Source organism: Vitreoscilla filiformis (assembly GCF_002222655.1).
GTDB lineage: Bacteria > Pseudomonadota > Gammaproteobacteria > Burkholderiales > Burkholderiaceae_C > Ideonella > Ideonella filiformis.
Genome location: NZ_CP022423.1, coordinates 336041 through 352968 on the forward strand (window position 1 = coordinate 336041; position 16928 = coordinate 352968).

15 protein-coding genes are annotated in these 16928 nt (G+C 62.9%); 6 read left to right on the top strand and 9 right to left on the bottom strand.

Annotation, left to right across the window (positions count from 1 at the left end; all coding sequences use genetic code 11):
- Window positions 1-2: 2 nt before the first annotated feature.
- The gene (locus VITFI_RS01580; protein WP_089415511.1) at window positions 3-1535 is read right to left on the bottom strand and encodes an AAA-like domain-containing protein; all 1533 of its coding nucleotides are present in this window, start codon (window positions 1533-1535) and stop codon (window positions 3-5) included.
- A gap of 143 nt (window positions 1536-1678) precedes the next feature.
- Here VITFI_RS01580 and VITFI_RS01585 point away from each other — a divergent pair, with 143 nt between their 5' ends.
- The 4 genes from VITFI_RS01585 to VITFI_RS01600 are packed head-to-tail and all read left to right on the top strand — an operon-like array spanning window position 1679 to window position 6399.
- A complete protein-coding gene (locus VITFI_RS01585; protein WP_089415512.1) occupies window positions 1679-2887 on the top strand; it encodes an aminotransferase-like domain-containing protein in 1209 nt (402 codons plus the stop codon).
- The gene (locus tag VITFI_RS01590) at window positions 2884-3723 is read left to right on the top strand and encodes a PhzF family phenazine biosynthesis protein (RefSeq protein WP_089415513.1); all 840 of its coding nucleotides are present in this window, start codon (window positions 2884-2886) and stop codon (window positions 3721-3723) included. Before VITFI_RS01585 ends, VITFI_RS01590 begins: the two co-directional genes overlap by 4 nt.
- 39 nt (window positions 3724-3762) lie before the next feature.
- Window positions 3763-5895, top strand: coding sequence for a polyphosphate kinase 1 (ppk1, locus tag VITFI_RS01595; RefSeq protein WP_089415514.1), 2133 nt, complete (start codon window positions 3763-3765; stop codon window positions 5893-5895).
- Between the two features lie 12 nt (window positions 5896-5907).
- The gene (locus VITFI_RS01600) at window positions 5908-6399 is read left to right on the top strand and encodes a SixA phosphatase family protein (protein ID WP_089415515.1); all 492 of its coding nucleotides are present in this window, start codon (window positions 5908-5910) and stop codon (window positions 6397-6399) included.
- A gap of 21 nt (window positions 6400-6420) precedes the next feature.
- Here VITFI_RS01600 and VITFI_RS01605 read toward each other — a convergent pair whose 3' ends face one another.
- The 6 genes from VITFI_RS01605 to VITFI_RS18605 form a co-directional block, all read right to left on the bottom strand.
- A complete protein-coding gene (locus VITFI_RS01605) occupies window positions 6421-6732 on the bottom strand; it encodes a polyhydroxyalkanoic acid system family protein (RefSeq protein ID WP_089415516.1) in 312 nt (103 codons plus the stop codon).
- A 38-nt stretch (window positions 6733-6770) separates the two neighbouring features.
- A complete protein-coding gene (locus VITFI_RS01610; protein WP_089415517.1) occupies window positions 6771-7895 on the bottom strand; it encodes an aminopeptidase in 1125 nt (374 codons plus the stop codon).
- Complete coding sequence (locus VITFI_RS01615; protein WP_089415518.1) at window positions 7892-9940, bottom strand: molybdopterin-containing oxidoreductase family protein; 2049 nt, start codon at window positions 9938-9940, stop codon at window positions 7892-7894. The genes VITFI_RS01610 and VITFI_RS01615 overlap by 4 nt, the downstream gene beginning before the upstream one ends.
- Before the next feature lie 231 nt (window positions 9941-10171).
- Complete coding sequence (locus tag VITFI_RS01620) at window positions 10172-10786, bottom strand: DUF1294 domain-containing protein (protein ID WP_089415519.1); 615 nt, start codon at window positions 10784-10786, stop codon at window positions 10172-10174.
- 220 nt (window positions 10787-11006) lie between these two features.
- Window positions 11007-11351 carry a hypothetical protein gene (locus VITFI_RS01625; RefSeq protein WP_157725513.1) on the bottom strand — a complete coding sequence of 115 codons (345 nt, stop codon included), beginning with the start codon at window positions 11349-11351 and terminating at the stop codon, window positions 11007-11009.
- A 368-nt stretch (window positions 11352-11719) separates the two neighbouring features.
- A complete protein-coding gene (locus tag VITFI_RS18605) occupies window positions 11720-11842 on the bottom strand; it encodes a hypothetical protein (protein WP_269768738.1) in 123 nt (40 codons plus the stop codon).
- Window positions 11843-11939: 97 nt separating this feature from the next.
- On the opposite strand from VITFI_RS18605, the gene VITFI_RS01630 reads away from it, so the two are divergent.
- On the top strand, window positions 11940-13175 hold the full coding sequence (locus VITFI_RS01630; protein ID WP_089415521.1) for a M20 aminoacylase family protein: 1236 nt from the start codon (window positions 11940-11942) through the stop codon (window positions 13173-13175).
- Window positions 13176-13177: 2 nt separating this feature from the next.
- Here the strand turns inward: VITFI_RS01630 and gap are convergent, their stop codons facing one another.
- Window positions 13178-14176, bottom strand: coding sequence for a type I glyceraldehyde-3-phosphate dehydrogenase (gap, locus tag VITFI_RS01635; RefSeq protein WP_089415522.1), 999 nt, complete (start codon window positions 14174-14176; stop codon window positions 13178-13180).
- Window positions 14177-14266: 90 nt separating this feature from the next.
- Window positions 14267-16279, bottom strand: a complete 2013-nt coding sequence (gene tkt / locus VITFI_RS01640; protein WP_089417912.1) for a transketolase — start codon at window positions 16277-16279, stop codon at window positions 14267-14269.
- A gap of 185 nt (window positions 16280-16464) precedes the next feature.
- On the opposite strand from tkt, the gene VITFI_RS01645 reads away from it, so the two are divergent.
- Complete coding sequence (locus VITFI_RS01645; RefSeq protein WP_089415523.1) at window positions 16465-16926, top strand: S-adenosylmethionine decarboxylase family protein; 462 nt, start codon at window positions 16465-16467, stop codon at window positions 16924-16926.
- Window positions 16927-16928: the final 2 nt, after the last annotated feature.

Below are 16928 nucleotides of genomic sequence, written 5' to 3' on the forward strand. Positions count from 1 at the left end.
GGTCACAGCACACGGGTCAGGTACAGGCTGTAGAGCGGACAGCGGGCCACCAAACGCCCCCCGCTCTCCTTCAACACCCCGCCCGCCATCAAACGATGGCGCTGTGCCGTGTCGGCCATGCCGGTGCGCAGGGCGCTGCGCATGGCCATGAGCAAATCCGGACGGGCGTGCAACCGCGCCAGCATGGCCCGCAGATGATCCCCAAAGGGGCCGCTTTCCGAATCGGCTTCGCGCAGCAGATCCAGCAGCGTGTGGCGCCGCTTGCTCAACAAGTACAGCGCTTTGCGCATCAAGTAGGGGTGTCCAGCCAGCAGTTCGTACAACTGCGCCAGTTCGCCAGCGCCCAACGGGGCCCCATGGGAAGCGTTCATCTGCATGACCTCCTCCCGCGTGAAATCCTCCAACCGCAGGTTCGTCCCGACGTTGAACGGGGATTGGCTCAGGTTCTCGATCAGCATGTGCGGTTCGGTCGAGATCACCTGTGCCAGCGCGAACAGCTTCCACGCCGGGCGCATGGCCCGCATGTTGTGCCAACTGCGCAACATGCCGAAGAAGTCCGAGCTGGTGGGGGCGTCGAGCAGGGCGTCGGCCTCATCCAGCGCCAGCAGCAAGCCACCAGGCTGACACGCGGGCAAGATGCGGCGCTCCATGAAACGGGTGGCTTTTTGCAGTGGCGGCAACGGCGCAGCCCAGTGTTTGTCCAGCTCGGACGCCAACCCCAAGGCGTCTTCCACCAGATAGCAAAACTGGTGATACAGCGTATTCGGGTCAGCCAACTCTGCCGTGCCAAATCCTTGGAAATCGACAAACGCCACTTGTTTGCCAGCGTGCTGGGCGCGTTGCATCACCCGACCCAACAGCGAACTCTTGCCCATCTGCCGTGGGGCTTGGATGGTGAGGGTGTAGCCCGCATGCTGCTGCTCTTCCTCCGCCACCCCGTCGGCCAGCCGCGTGACATAAAACGGCGATTCGGGCGAAATCGTGCCTTCTGGGGCTTCCAACGGCCCCCGGGGTGCCCCCGTGCCCAGCGCAGCGCGTGGGTTGGCAGAGGGCAACGGCACATCGGCGGCCAGACCCGCACCACTCAGCGTAGGCGCGGGCAGATCGGCCAAACCGGTCACCGCACGGGTCAGTTCGGACAGCAAACGCTCATCGTCGGACGGGTCACGCCACAAGGCGTAGTTCACTTGGTTCAGGCACGCGCCCAAGTCATACGGCAACGCCCCTTCAAAACGCACACGCACCGGCAGGATGACGGGCCGGGTGCCACTGCGCTTGCGCTGCTCCATGGCCATGCGCACTTCCTCGGCCACCATCTGGCTTTGCACCGAATGTTCGGACAGCAGCAGCACCAAAAAGTCCGCCGCGACCAGCTCTTGCTGGATGCGTTTGACCCAGTTTTCTCCCACCACCATGGTTTGATCGAGGAACACATCGTGGCCCTGTGCGTGCAAACGCGCCAACAGGCGCTCCGCCAAGGGTTGGTCGAACTCGGTGTTGCGCTTGTAGCTGATGAAAATGCGCTGGCGGGTCATGGTGGGCTTTCTGCAATGCAGGCTGGATTGTCGCCACCCCGCAGGCCATTCCGCACAAAAAACCGGCAGCAATGCACACCACTGTGCCGCCCGATGCGGGACACGTCCTCCTAAACTGACCCGCCTTGCATTCGAGATCTGCCATGAGCTGCTTCACCCAAGCCGCGCGCGCTGCGCGCATGAACCCGTCCATCCTGCGCGAAATTCTCAAGGTCACCGATCGGCCCGGCGTGCTCTCTTTGGCGGGGGGGCTGCCCTCGCCGCACACCTTCCCGGTCGAAGCCATGCGCGAAGCCACCGCCAAAGTGTTGGCCGACGCCCCACGCGAAGCGCTGCAATACGCCGCCAGCGAAGGTTTCGGCCCGCTGCGCGATTGGGTGGCCGCCCACTTGCGCGGCATGGGCTTGAAGGTCGAAGCCCATCAGGTGCTCATCACCACGGGCTCACAGCAAGGGCTGGATCTGGTGGGCAAAGTGCTGGTGGACAGCGGGGCGCCCGTGGCCGTCGAAACCCCGACTTACTTGGGTGCCCTGCAAGCCTTCAGCCCGTTTGAACCTTTGTTCACCAGTGTGGCCAGCGACTTGGACGGCCCCCTGCCCGACGCCATCCGCGCCCTGCCCCACGATGCCCCCGGCACCCGTTTTTTGTACGTGTTGCCCAATTTCCAAAACCCCACCGGGCGCCTCATGCCCGAAGCACGACGCCAAGCGGTGATCGCCGCCGCTCAAGCGGCCCGCGTGCCGTTGGTGGAAGACAACCCTTACGGCGATCTGTGGTTCGACGCCCCGCCCCCGCCCCCGCTGGCCGCACGTTGGCCGGAGGGGGTGGTGTACATGGGATCGTTCTCCAAAGTGCTGGCGCCGGGGCTGCGCCTGGGCTACGTGGTGGCGCCGCCGGAGCTGTTCCCCAAGCTGCTGCAAGCCAAACAAGCCGCCGATTTGCACACCCCCGGCTTCAACCAGCGGGTGGTGTACGAGGTGATCAAAGACGGTTTCTTGGATCGGCACGTTCCCACCATCCGCGCCCTCTACAAAACCCAGCGCGATGCCATGGTGCAAGCCCTGGCCCAGCACATGCCCGCTGGCACCGAATGGCGCGTGCCACAAGGCGGGATGTTCTTCTGGCTGCGTTTGCCCGAAGGATGCCCGGCCCTGGCGTTGCTGCCCCAAGCGGTGGCGGCTGGTGTGGCCTATGTGCCCGGGGAACCGTTCTACGCCCACGCGCCGGACAGCCGCACCGTGCGCCTGAGTTTCGTCACCCTGACCCCCGCACAAATCGATGAAGCGGTGGCCTTGCTGGGCCACGTGCTGCGCCGCCATTTGAACGAAGACTTGCAAGCCCCCACGCCATGAGCACCCATCGCTTCACGCAACTGGATGTGTTCAGTGCCGACGCGCTGCGGGGCAACCCGCTGGCCGTCGTCCATTCAGCCGACGATCTGAGCGAGGCCGACATGGCCGCCTTCGCCCGCTGGACGAACCTGAGCGAAACCACGTTCCTGCTGCGCCCCACCGATCCAGCTGCCGATTACCGGGTGCGCATCTTCACGCCGCACACCGAGTTTCCATTCGCCGGTCATCCGACCTTGGGCAGTTGCCGCGCCTGGCTGGATGCCGGCGGCGTGCCTCAACGCGAAGGGGTGGTGGTGCAGGAATGCGGCGCGGGCCTGGTGAGCATCCGCCGCGATGGGGCCCGCCTGGCATTCGCTGCCCCGCCATGCACACGCACCGGCCCGCTCGAACCCGATGTTCTGGCCCAAATTGGCCGCGCCTTGCGCTTGGCACCCAGCGACATCGTGGCCCACCAGTGGGTGGACAACGGCCCAGGCTGGTGCGCCATCCGCCTGGCGTCGGCGGCGCAGGTGCTGGCCTTGCAACCCGATTGGGCGGCTTTGGCCGGGCTCAAACTCGGGGTCATCGGCCCGCACGAACCCGGTGCCGCTGCCCAGTTTGAGGTGCGGGCGCTCATCGGCTCAGGCGGTGGGTTTGAAGACCCGGTGACAGGCAGCTTGAACGCCAGTTTGGCCCAGTGGCTCATTGGCCCGGGTGTGGCCCCGGCGCGTTACGTGGCAGCGCAAGGCCACGCGCTGGGCCGTGCAGGCCGGGTGCATGTGGAGCGCGACGCGCAAAACACCTTCTGGATCGGCGGGGATGTGACCCCCTGTGTCCACGGCACGCTCACGCTTTGACGTCACAGCTTTGTCACCACCGCTTCATAAACTGGGGCGATGACCTTCTCCGCCGATCACCCCGCTGTGGCCGCCACTGGCGCCGTCGCCACCCCTGCTGAACCGGTGGCCTTGCTCAACCGCGAGCAGGCCATTCTCGCCTTCAACCGCCGGGTGCTGGCCCAAGCGCAGCGCCCGGATGTGCCCTTGTTGGAGCGGCTGCGTTACATCACCATCGTGTCATCCAATTTGGATGAGTTTTTCGAAGTGCGGGTGGCCGACGCCCTCGAAGCCGCACGCGCCGCTGGATCCGATAGCCCCGAACACGCCGCCTTGGCCGAAGCAGCCACCCAGGCGCACGCCTTGGTCGATGAACAATATGCCGTGTTCAACGACGAGGTGATGCCCGCGCTGGCCCGTTTGGGCATCGAAGTCATCAACCACGCCGAGCGCACGCCCGCCCAACGGGCCTGGGTGGCCGAATTTTTCGAGCGTGAGGTGCGGCCTCTGCTCACCCCGGTGGGGCTGGATCCGTCGCACCCGTTCCCGCTGGTGGCCAACAAATCGCTGAACTTCATCGCCCGCTTGGGCGGACGCGACGCTTTTGGACGCGAAAGCACCATCGCCATCGTCAAGGTGCCGCGTGTGCTGCCGCGTGTGCTACGCATGCCCGCTGAGATTTGCGGGCCTGGCCGGCAAGGTTTTGTGCTGCTGTCCAGCGTCATCCGGGCCCATTTGGGCGACTTGTTCCCCGATCGCACCATCGAAGCCTTCTCCCAATTCCGCGTCACCCGCGACTCGGATCTGGATGTGGACGAAGACGACGTGACCAACCTGCGCCAAGCCCTGCGCAGCGGTTTGACGACGCGCCATTTTGGCCAAGCCACCCGCCTCGAAGTGGTGAACACGTGCCCGCGTGAGTTGTCCGATTTTCTGCTGGAACAGTTCGAACTGACCGAATCGGCGCTGTACCGCGTCAACGGCCCGGTGACGCTGGTGCGCCTGAACCAGCTCATCGACCAAGCCAGCGACGTGCCCGGCCAGCCCTCGCTGTTCTTCAGCCCCGTTGAGCCGGGCTGGCCCGCCAGTTTGCCGCGTGAGCGCAGCATCTTTGCCACCTTGCGTGAACGCGACGTGATGTTGCATCACCCCTTCGAGAGCTTCGATGCGGTGGTCGAATTCTTGCGCCAAGCCGTCCACGACCCGGACGTGCTGGCGATCCGCCAAACCATTTACCGCACCGGCGCCAAGTCGGTGCTGATGGACTTGCTGCTGGAAGCGGTGCGGCGAGGCAAGGAAGTCATGGTGGTGGTCGAGTTGAAGGCACGCTTCGACGAAGAAGCGAACATCAACTGGGCCGAGCGACTCGAAGCGGTGGGTGCGCAGGTGGTGTACGGCATCGTTGGCCACAAAACGCACGCCAAACTGCTGCTCGTCACCCGGCGCGAGGCCGAAGCCGACGGGCGCACCCGGTTGCGACGCTACGTTCACCTGTCCACCGGCAACTACAACCCCAAGACGGCACGCCTCTACACCGACGTGGGTTACCTCAGCGCCGATGAAGGCATCACCGCCGAAGCCGATGCGGTGTTCCAGCAGATTGCCAGCTTGAGCCGCCAGCAGCAGCCCCACCATTTGATGACGGCCCCATTCGCCATGCATGCTCGCCTCGTGGCGTGCATTCGGCGGGTGGCGAACGCGGCGCGGGCCGGTACATCGGCCCGCATCGTCGTCAAATGCAACGCCGTGACCGATGAAGGGCTGATCCGGGAGCTGATCGCGGCGGGCCAGGCGGGGGCCGAAATCGACCTGATCGTGCGGGGAGCCTGCATGCTGCCGCCCGGGCTGTCGGGACAAACCGACTCCATCCGAGTGCGCTCGGTGGTCGGACGCTGTTTGGAGCATTCGCGGGTGCTCTACTTCCGCTGGGGCACGGGGGAGGCGGACGAAGTGCTCTACCTGTCCAGCGCGGATTGGATGAGCCGCAACATGTTCCGCCGCATTGAAATCGCGTGGCCGGTGCAAGATGAGGGTTTGCGCCAGCGCGTCATTGATGAGTGCCTGACACCCTATCTGCACGACGCCTGCGACGCTTGGGCTCAACAATCCGACGGGCGCTATGTGCGCATCGACACGGACGGCCCCAGCGCCCAGCAAGCCTTGCTGACACGCTACCGTGCCCGCCACGCCTGACCCTGGAGTTGTATGGACCTGATCTTGTGGCGCCATGCCGACGCCGAAGAATTGAGCGAAGGCGTGGACGACCCGCTTCGCGGCCTCACCCCCAAGGGCGAGCGCCAAGCGCAGCGCGTGGCCGAATGGCTGAACCGCTTTCTGCCAGAGCGCACGCGTGTGTTGGTTAGTCCGGCGCTGCGCACTCAGCAAACGGCGCAAGCGCTGGAGCGCCCCTTCAAGATTGTGGAAGCGCTTGGGCCCGAGGGCACGGTTGACGGCTTGCTGGCGGCCAGTCGCTGGCCGGAAGCCAGCACCCCTGTCTTGGTGGTGGGGCACCAACCAACGTTGGGTTTGGCCGCGGCTTATTTGATGACTGGCCCGCGTTTGGCAGGCTCACCGCACGATCCGATGTTGCGGCCCTGGTCGATCAAAAAGGGCAGTGTGTGGTGGCTGCGCCACCGGCCACGCGAAGATCGCGGCGAGGTGGTGTTGGTGGCGGTGCGCACACCCGAACAGATGTGAGCCCCGCCAGCGCCCGGGCACTCAAGCCTCGGCGCGGTTCATTTCCTTGTTGATCGACACCTCAAGCTGCTGCTGCACGCCCTTGGCAATCTGATCCTTGAGCGGCGCCAACAGCATGTTGAAGGAGGCACGCACCTCGATGTAATCGGGGGCGATCTCCATTTCGCCCCTCACGCCCATGCGTTCGAAGGACACAACGTCTTTGTCCAGGCCGGTGACGGTGGAGCAGCTCATATCGAACTTTTGGGTCACGTTTCTGACCCAAGCGTTTTCGATGCGACGGGCCCGCCCTAGCCCCAAAGTATGCAAGCGGCGAATGGTGATATCGGACATGGTGGGTACTTCTTCAACAACTGTCGAGGATGACGAATTCAGGGCTGGGCCACTGAAGCGCCCAGCGCGGGGCGTAATGATGCCAGTTGTTCCAAAACGCGAGATCGCTCAATCGAGGGAAGTTGTGCCAGCTCACGCACTCGGGTATGAAACTGTGTGAAGTCTTGCCCCTGTTGCTGAAACAAATGTTCAAAGGCCCCGACGTGTTGGGTGTACGTGGCCTGCATCCCCAGCGTGGCGTTGTTGAGCCGGTTCAGGCTGGCGTCGTAGCCGGTGTAACCCCCCCAGCGCTGTTGCAGTTGGGCGTATTCATCCCTCAGCAGAACGATGAGGCGGGTTTTTTCCGCACGCATGGCCGGCGCCCGCAACGGTTGGCGATACAGCGCCTCCAACCGCTGGCGATGCCGCACCAGCAACTGATGCCAGTCCTGCCGACGCTGTTCGATTTGTTGCGTCAGTGCTTGTTGCGCTACGGCAGCCTGGAGGCCATGGGCGTGCTGCATCCAGCGCCGCACACCCAGCCGTTCCACGGTGGTGGCGTAAGACTCGTTGAACGTCGTGTCCCCCGGCACGTACACCACCTGATGGGCCAGTTCGTGGAAGAGCAAACCGGCCAGATCGGGCTCGTTGCGACGGATGAAGGTGTTGAGCAGCGGGTCTCCCCCCAGCGCGTTGAGTTTGCCCAGCGTGGAATAGGCCGGCACCGGGTACACCGTGGTTTCCAGCCCCTGAGCACGCAGCGTTTCGGCGTGGGCTTGGGCGTCGGCCTCGCGGTAGTAACCGCGATAGCCCACACACCCCGCCACCGGAAAACACCAGGTGTGCAGCGTGAGCGAAAACTCCGGCGCCGCTGCCACGTTCCACACCACGGCGGAGCGACCCAAATCAGCGTAGCGGCGGTAACTGGCGTTGTCCGGCAGGCCGAGTTCGGTGGTCGCAAAGTCTCGCAGGCGCTGGCTGAGTTGCAAGCGTTCACGTAACGCCGCTGGGGTGGCCGGATCGGCAAGCCAATCGTCCACGGGGCGGCTGGCCCACAACACGCCCACATGCCCGCTGGCGGATTGCACCAAGTAACCCAAATCGGCACACCCCGTCGCCAGTCCGAGCAACAGCGTGCTGGCCGTCAACGCGGCCCACAGCCCTTTGCGGCGGCAAGGGGTCATGCCAAAGGCGCCACGTCCACCAGACAGTCGTAGAACGTCGCGCCGCCGCCCAAGTCGGTGAGGGCTTGGCTGGTGAGTTCGTTCACATTGGTGCCGTTGCGGCCCAGTTTGCGCCACCACACGCCCAGGCCGTTCACCACACCGGGCCGTGCCCGCTCGCCAACGTGCGCGGTGCAGTGGTACTCGCCCCGGTCGTTGAACACGCGCACCGGTTGGCCATCGACGATGCCACGCGCCGCCGCGTCCTGCGGGTGCAGCTCCAGCAGCGGTTCGCGCTCGGCGGCGCGCAGGCTGGCCACGTTCACAAAAGTCGAGTTCATGAAATGCCGCGCCGGCGGCGAAATGAAGGCCAGCGGGTAACGCGCCGCCAAGGCGGGCGTGCGCTCGGGGCTTTCCAAGTTCGGCACATGATCCGGCAGCGGCAAACCCGGCGCACATGCCCGCGCTTGGCCGCTGGGCGTCGGGAAACCGCCTTCGGCAAAAGGCGCCGCAGGTACGTCCAGATGCACCCAGCCGTCACGCAGCAACGCTTCGATGTCGAACCCCTCGTGAAAGGCTTGGCGGATGAGGGTGCGGTCATCGTCGGCGAAACACGGGTCGTCCAACCCCATGTGGGCGGCCAGGCGCCGGAAAATGTCGCTGTTGGGCAAACTCTGCCCACGCGGCGCGAGGGCGGGTTCGTTCAGCGTCACCCAGGTGTGGCCGTAGCTGCACACCACGTCCCAATGCTCCAATTGCGTGGTGGCGGGCAGGACGTAATCGGCATGATCGGCCGTGTCGGTGAGGAAATGCTCCAGCACCACGGTGAACAAGTCCTCACGCTTCAACCCGGCGATGACTTGGGCGGAATCCGGCGCAATCGCCGCCGGGTTGCTGTTGTAGACGATGAGCGCCTCCACTTTCGGCCCGAACGTCGGCGAACCGGGGTGGCACAGGTCGGCGCCCAAAGTCGTCATGTTGAGCGTGCGCGGGGTGCGGCCCGCGAGCAGGTCGGGGCGCTCCAGCGCATCGGGGTTTTTCACCGCTTTGGCCCAGCCCGAGGCCGACAGCAACAACCCCCCCGCCGCATGGCGCCACGCCCCCGTCAGGCACGGCAACAGCGCGATCAACCGCACCGCGTTGCCGCCGCCATGCACGCGCTGCATGCCGTAGTTCAGACGAATGGCGGCTGGCGCCGTGGTGCCGTAATCGTGCGCCAGTTGGCGCACCGCCTCCGGCGTGAGGCCGCAGACCTCGGCGGCACGTTCGGGCGGCCATTGCAGCGCCCGCTCACGCAGCGCGGGCCAGCCTTCGACGTGGCGTTCGATGTAATCGTGATCCAGCCAATCGTGAACGATGAGTTCATGCATCAACCCCAGCGCCAACGCGCCATCGGTGCCAGGGCGCAGGGCCAAGTGTTGATGGCATTTTTCTGCCGTTTCGGTGCGGCGCGGGTCGATGGCGATGAGTTTGGCGCCAGCACGCTTGGCGGCTTGGGCGTGGGCCCAGAAATGCAAGTTGGCGGTGATGGAGTTGCTGCCCCAAATCAAAATCAACCGGCTCTCGGCGAATCGCTCGACGTGGGTGCCGATTTTGGCGCCATAGGTTTGCAGCAGCGCTTCGCCGCCGGCTTCGGCGCAAATGCTGCGGTGCAACCGGCTGGCGCCCAAGCGGTTGAAGAAGCGGGCGGCCATGCCTTCGCCCTGCACCAAACCCATCGTGCCGGCGTAGCTGTAGGGCAGGATGGCTTCGGGATCACGCGCCGCGATGGTGCGCAGGCGGGCGGCGATGTCGGCCAGCGCCTCGTCCCAACTCACGGGCTGAAACTGGCCGGCGCCTTTGGGGCCGATGCGCTTCAAGGGCGTGAGCACGCGCTCCGGGTGGTCGGTGCGCTCGGCGTAGCGCGACACCTTGGTACACAGCACGCCCTGGGTGGGCGGATGCGCGGTTTCACCTTGAATGCGCACGATGCGCTCCCCTTCAACGGTGACGCGCAGGGCGCAGGTGTCGGGGCAATCGTGCGGGCAGGCGGCGCGAACGGTGCGCTGGATGGTGGGAGTGTTCATGGTGATGGTGACATCGCAGGTTGGGGCGTGGCTGAGACGGGCACAACGGGCTGGCTCACCTGAGCTTGCTCGCGGATGCGCTTAATTTGTTCGGAAGCCAGGGTTTGGGGCGAAGCGTGGCATATCACCTGAAAGTCGTGGGTGACCAGCTCATCGTTTCATTCATTTGAGACGCGAAATGCGCATCTTCGCAAGTCTCGCGCCAGGTTAATCACCTTGTTCACATTTCATTTATTTGAGCCATATTGAAATACCAACAAAAGCAATGACATTCAAAACAACCGTTGCCCAAAACACCTGCCTAAACTCTGCTTTTACAGACTTGTGCCGAAGAAATTGTTGTGCAATCAACGCACCCGGCCACCCAGACAGCAAGGCGATGGCGTGCAAATTTGACTCAGGTATTCTTCTTTGATTCGACTTGGCCGCAGCTTTATCCATAACATACATCATGAACAGTAAAAAACTGGAGGCCACATATACGGCAAATGTATATCTCGGAACCTTAAATAATGAGGCACACAACACATACACCACAACAAACAAAGGTATAACGAACAAGGTCGCAGTCCCCCACTGAGCGGGCGCGTCGTTATTTATTCTGCTTTTATTTGGTCTGTTTAAATTACTTTTACTCACGGACTGACAGGGGCGTACATTGAATGCGCGTTTCTTCCCTTGATGGTTCGTTTCCACTTTGAACACATACCTCTGGTTCAGCTTGGGCCGACCATTTGTGCTAAAGGATTTTATATGCGCAAAAATCTGCTGACCACCTTGAACAGGCTCCAGAAAACCAAACCCACGCTCATCATTCCACTGAACTAAAACACCTTCAAATTCCATTTTGATGCACATCCTATTTTAAAGGGTATCACTCTTAAAAGAGATTTTTATATTTCACCTTACGTCACCACGCGCAAGACGCACAGGTAGGCGTAAGAGAAAAGCGAGCTTCGTCGAGCGAGCCAACTTGTTGAACCGCCCACTGCTGACCCACGCCATGGGTGGTATGGGAGTTGAGGGCTAAAGCCCCTCGGCTACCCGATTGGGTTTTATAACTGAATCAAAATACCCGACCAAGCATTTTAATTATCGCAATAATTAATTTTACAAAAACAGACAACGCCAGAATACCATAAAAAATAAACGCCCACGCAGCATAAACAAAAACCATCATCATCTCAAATGAATCACTTTCCGAAACAAAACTCACGCACACAACCACCAACAACATCACCACCGTGATTATTGACACTCGCCTATCAAACTTACTTGCCGCACGCGAAAATCCATACAACACGAATATCACCACTGGAATCATTACCGCAATCAACGCAACAACCGATAGGACAACAAATCCAGCACTGATCTCATAATATTGATTTTGATGGGTATGCAAGTTAGCCACCAATGCATTTTGCTTTTGTCAAATTGAGCACAAACCACACACCCAAGGCGCGCAGTTTAGGAAACACCCGATCCACCGCCCTCTTGGATTTTTGAATTTCTCTGATCATCAAGTTCATCCTATAAAATTATAGCTTTGCAAACTCTACACAGACTTCAATCGCAGCCCCAGCCAATGGCCCAATAACTTGGGATTGGCATTACCAAAACCGCACCGACCGCTGCAAATTAAACGCGACTTCATGGGGATGAGTTTATATTTTCCTACGTGTATTTTAGGCCAACACCGCCGATGTTGCTGCAATTGCTCTTCGCAAACAGGTAGGCATAAAACCACTGCTCCCCACCCTCGGCCAACACGATAGCGCGCTACTGGTTGTCTTTCAGCCGCTGCTTGAACACGGCGGCACACAGCTCGGCATCCGTGATGTGCGCTTTCCTGACATCGCCAACAGCGCGAACGGTGCGCCGCTCAACAGCAAGGGCATTCATGGGCAGCGATGATGGCACAGGGCTTGCGGCCCTCAGCCAACGCCGGCGCCGCTAATATGGACAGACCGTCTCGCCCAACGCTTTCAGGAATTCCGTCATGCCGCTGATCGATTCGTTGCAGGCCCACTTGCCTGCGTTCACCGCGTTGCGACGCGACATCCACGCCCACCCCGAGCTGTGTTTCCAAGAGGAACGCACCGCGCAGCTCGTGGCCGACAAACTCACCGAATGGGGCATCCCCATCATCCGAGGGTTGGGCAAAACCGGGGTCGTCGGGGTGGTGAAAGCCGGCACCAGCGACCGCGCCATCGGCCTGCGCGCCGACATGGACGCCCTGCCCATGACCGAGCACAACCGCTTCGCCCACGCCAGCCAGTTCCCTGGGCGCATGCACGCTTGCGGCCACGACGGCCACACCGCCATGCTGCTGGCAGCGGCGCATCACCTGGCCACGCACCGCCACTTTGACGGCACGGCTTACCTCGTGTTCCAACCGGCAGAAGAAGGCGGCGGCGGCGCCCGCGAAATGATGAACGATGGCCTGTTCGAGCGCTGCCCGATGGAGGCCATCTTCGGCATGCACAACTGGCCCGGCATCCCACAAGGGCAGTTTGCGGTGTGCGATGGGCCGATCATGGCGTCGAGCAACGAGTTCCGCATCGTCATCACCGGCAAGGGCGGCCATGCGGCGATGCCCCACACCAGCATCGACCCGGTGCCCATCGCCTGCCAGATGGTGCAAGCGTTTCAAACCATCATCACGCGCAACCGCAAACCGTTGGACGCCGCCGTCATTTCCGTGACGATGATCCACACCGGCGAAGCCACCAATGTGGTGCCGGACACCTGCGAAATCCAAGGCACGGTGCGCACCTTCACCCTCGGGGTGCTGGACATGATCGAACAGCGCATGCGCGACATCGCCCAGCACACGGCCGCCGCGTTTGGGGCGCAGGTGGCGTTTGAGTTTCAGCGCAACTACCCGCCGACGATCAACCATCGCCAAGAAGTCGCGGTGCTGCGGGAGGTGATGCGCGAGGTGGTCGGCGCCGACAAGACGCTCGAATTTGAGCCCACCATGGGAGCAGAAGATTTCAGTTTCTTCCTGCAAGCCAAACCCGGCGCCTACTTCATGCTGGGCAACGGGGACGGGGCCCACCGCAGCGCCTACGCCGGACACGACGGCGGCAGCGGTGGCTACACCCTCGGGCCATGCACGCTGCACAACCCGAATTACGACTTCAACGACGCGCTGCTGCCAATCGGCGCCACGCTGTGGGTGAAGCTCGTGGAGCGCTGGCTCGGCCCGCAAGCCTCACCAGCGCAGGGCTGACATCAGCCAGCGATGACGCGGGCCATTTCCAGGCACTTGTTCGAGTAGCCCCACTCGTTGTCGTACCAGGACACGACCTTGACGAAGGTCTTGTCCAGGGCGATGCCGGCTTCGGCATCGAACACCGAGGTGCAAGACTCGCCACGGAAATCGGTGGCCACGACCTTGTCTTCGGTGTAACCCAGCACGCCCTTCATGGCGCCTTCGCTGGCGGCCTTCATGGCAGCGCAGATGTCAGCGTAAGACGCTTCGGCGTTCAGCTCGATGGTCAGATCCACCACGGACACGTCCGAAGTCGGCACGCGGAAGGCCATACCGGTCAGCTTGCCCTTGAGTTCCGGCAGCACCACGCCCACGGCCTTGGCCGCGCCCGTGCTCGACGGGATGATGTTTTCCAGGATGCCACGGCCACCGCGCCAGTCTTTGTTCGACGGGCCATCCACGGTCTTTTGCGTGGCGGTGGCAGCGTGAACGGTGGTCATCAGGCCACGCTTGATGCCGAAGCTGTCGTTCAACACCTTGGCCACGGGGGCCAGGCAGTTGGTGGTACACGAAGCGTTGGAGATGATGGCTTGGCCGGCGTAGGTCTTGTCGTTCACGCCGTAGACGAACATCGGGGTGTCGTCCTTCGAGGGGGCCGACATGATCACCTTCTTGGCGCCCGCGTCGATGTGCTTCTGGGCGGTTTCCTTGGTCAGGAACAGGCCGGTGGATTCGATGACGATGTCAGCGCCAACGTCGCCCCAAGCGAGTTGGGCCGGATCCTTCACAGCGGTCAGACGGATGGTCTTGCCGTTGACGATCAGGTTGCCACCTTCGACAGCCACGTCGCCCTTGAAACGGCCATGCACGCTGTCGTACTTCAGCATGTAGGCCAGGTAGTCCGGCTCCAGCAGGTCGTTGATGCCGACGACTTCGATGTCGGAGAAGTTTTGCACCGCAGCGCGGAACACCATGCGGCCAATGCGACCGAAACCATTGATACCGATTTTGATGGTCATGTCTCTTATTCCTTCTGTCTAAGGGGATGAGCGGAAACGGAACGAACGATCAAAAAAAAGGAGCCAACGGACGTTAGCTCCTCTCTTGATTTACTTGGCCAGCACCTTCTTCACCGTGGCCGCCAGGTTATCGGCGGTGAAGTGGAACAGGTCGAACAACACGCCGGCTGGGGCAGATTCGCCATAGCGATCCAGGCCGATCACGGCATCGCAGCGGTACTTCCACCAGAAGTCGGTCACGCCGGCTTCGATGGCCACACGCGGCAGCTTGGCCGGCAGCACCTCGGTTTTGTACTCGACATCTTGGCGGTCAAACACCGTGGTCGAGGGCATGGACACCACGCGCACCGGAATTTGCTCGGCTGCCAGCAGCGCCTGGGCCTTGAGCGCGAGCTGCACTTCCGAGCCGGTGGCAATGATGACCGCCTTGGCCTTCTTCTTCAGGCCGGCTTTTTCCGGTTCGGCCAGCACGTAAGCGCCCTTGGTGATGACGTCGGCGTCGTCCTTGGCCAGGTACGGCAGGTTTTGACGCGACAGCAACAGCGCGCTCGGGCGGTTCTTGTTGGCCAGTGCCATGCTCCACGCCACGGCGGTTTCGCAGGTGTCAGCGGGGCGCCACACGTCCAGGCCGGGGATGAGGCGCAAGCAAGCGGCGTGTTCGACCGATTGGTGCGTCGGGCCGTCTTCGCCCAGGCCGATGGAGTCGTGCGTGAAGACGTGGATCACGCGCTGCTTCATCAACGCGGCCATGCGGATGGCGTTGCGGCTGTAGTCGCTGAACGTCAGGAAGGTGCCGCCGTAGGGGATGTAACCGCCGTGCAGCGCCACGCCGTTCATGATGGCCGCCATGCCGAACTCACGCACACCGTAGTTGATGTGGCGGCCCAGTTGGCCGGCTTCGTTGCGCACCGGGGTGCCGGTGGCGTCAACACGCAGCGCGGGCGTGCTCTTGGTGTTGGTGAGGTTGGAGCCGGTCAGGTCGGCTGAACCGCCCAGCAGCTCGGGCAGCTTGGCGGTGAAGACTTCCAGCGCAATTTGGCTGGCCTTGCGGCTGGCGACGGTTTCGGCCTTGTCGTGGGCGCCGCCCACGGCTTCCACGGCGATTTCGGCGAAGTTGGCCGGCAGTTCGCCATTCATGCGGCGGGTGAACTCGGCAGCCAGCTCGGGGAAGGCAGCGGCGTAGGCAGCGAAGCGGCCATCCCACTCGGCTTGCACGGCGGCGCCGGCGGCGGTGGCGTCCCACGCGGCCTTCACATCAGCGGGGATGACGAAGGGCTCAGCCGTCCAGCCCAGGGCTTCGCGGGTGAGGGCGATTTCAGCGCCGCCCAGCGGTTCGCCGTGGGCCTTGGCGGTGCCAGCGCGATTCGGCGAGCCTTTGCCGATGGCCGTCTTGCAGACGATCAGCGTGGGCTTGTCTGCCGAAGTCTTGGCTTGGGCGATGGCCGCGTCCACCGCGTTCACATCGTGGCCATCCACCGGGCCGATGACGTTCCAGCCGCAGGCTTCGAAGCGCTGCGGGGTGTTGTCCACGAACCAAGGCGCGACGTTGCCGTCGATCGAGATGCCGTTGTCGTCGTACAAGGCGATCAGCTTGTTCAGCTTCCACGCGCCGGCCAGGGCCACAGCTTCGTGGCTCACGCCTTCCATCAGGCAGCCGTCGCCCATGAAAACGTAGGTGCGGTGATCCACCACGGTGTGGCCATCGCGGTTGAATTCAGCGGCCAGCAGCTTTTCGGCCAACGCGAAACCCACGGCATTGGTGATGCCTTGACCCAGCGGGCCGGTGGTGGTTTCCACGCCGGGGGTCACGTCCACTTCGGGGTGACCTGGGGTTTTGCTGTGCAGTTGGCGGAAGGCCTTCAGATCGTCGATGCTGAGGTCGTAGCCGGTGAGGTGCAGCAGGGCGTAAATCAGCATCGAGCCGTGGCCGTTGGACAGCACGAAGCGGTCGCGGTCAAACCACTTCGGCGCAGCCGGGTTGTGCTTGAGGTGACGACTCCACAGCGCTTGGGCCATGTCGGCCATGCCCATGGGGGCGCCAGGGTGGCCGGAGTTGGCTTGCTGGACGGCGTCCATGGTCAACGCACGGATGGCGTTGGCCATTTGCGGATGCGGGACGACCGGCGCTGCGACCGAGCCGGCCTTGGGGGCCTTGGCTTTGGCAGGGGTCTTGGTGGAGGCGGCTTTGCGAGTAGAAGGCATGCTGGCTGGCCGGACGCCACGCGACGCCCGAGAAAGTCCGAGGAAGGGAACCGGGGATTTTAGCGGGGGTACGGATAATCCCGAGCATGCATGGCCTGCACTTGACCGCCGATCTCCGTGGCTGCCCCGCGACACAGCCCGTCATGGTGTCGCCCGACGCGCTGGGGGCGCTGTGTCGCACCGCTGTGGCCGCAGCGGGTTTGCAGGCTGTGGGCGAGCTGTTCCACGGTTTTTCTGTGCGAGCTGGGCAGCACGGGCCATCGGGAGTGACGGGGGTGGTGCTGCTGGCCGAATCCCATGTGGCGGTTCACACATGGCCCGAGTTGGGCGCGGTGACGCTGGACGTCTACGTTTGCAACGTGGGGCAGAACAACGAAGCGCGGGCCCGCCAGTTGCTGGCCGACTTGTGTACTGCCTTCGCCCCGACCCATGCTCACACCCAAGCCCTGCAACGTGGCCAACTGGGCGTTGACGCCAGTCAAGCCCTTACAGCGAGGGGCTGTCTATCTTGCGCGAACCTTGCTGCCCCTTCCAAAGGAGCCCCCTGATC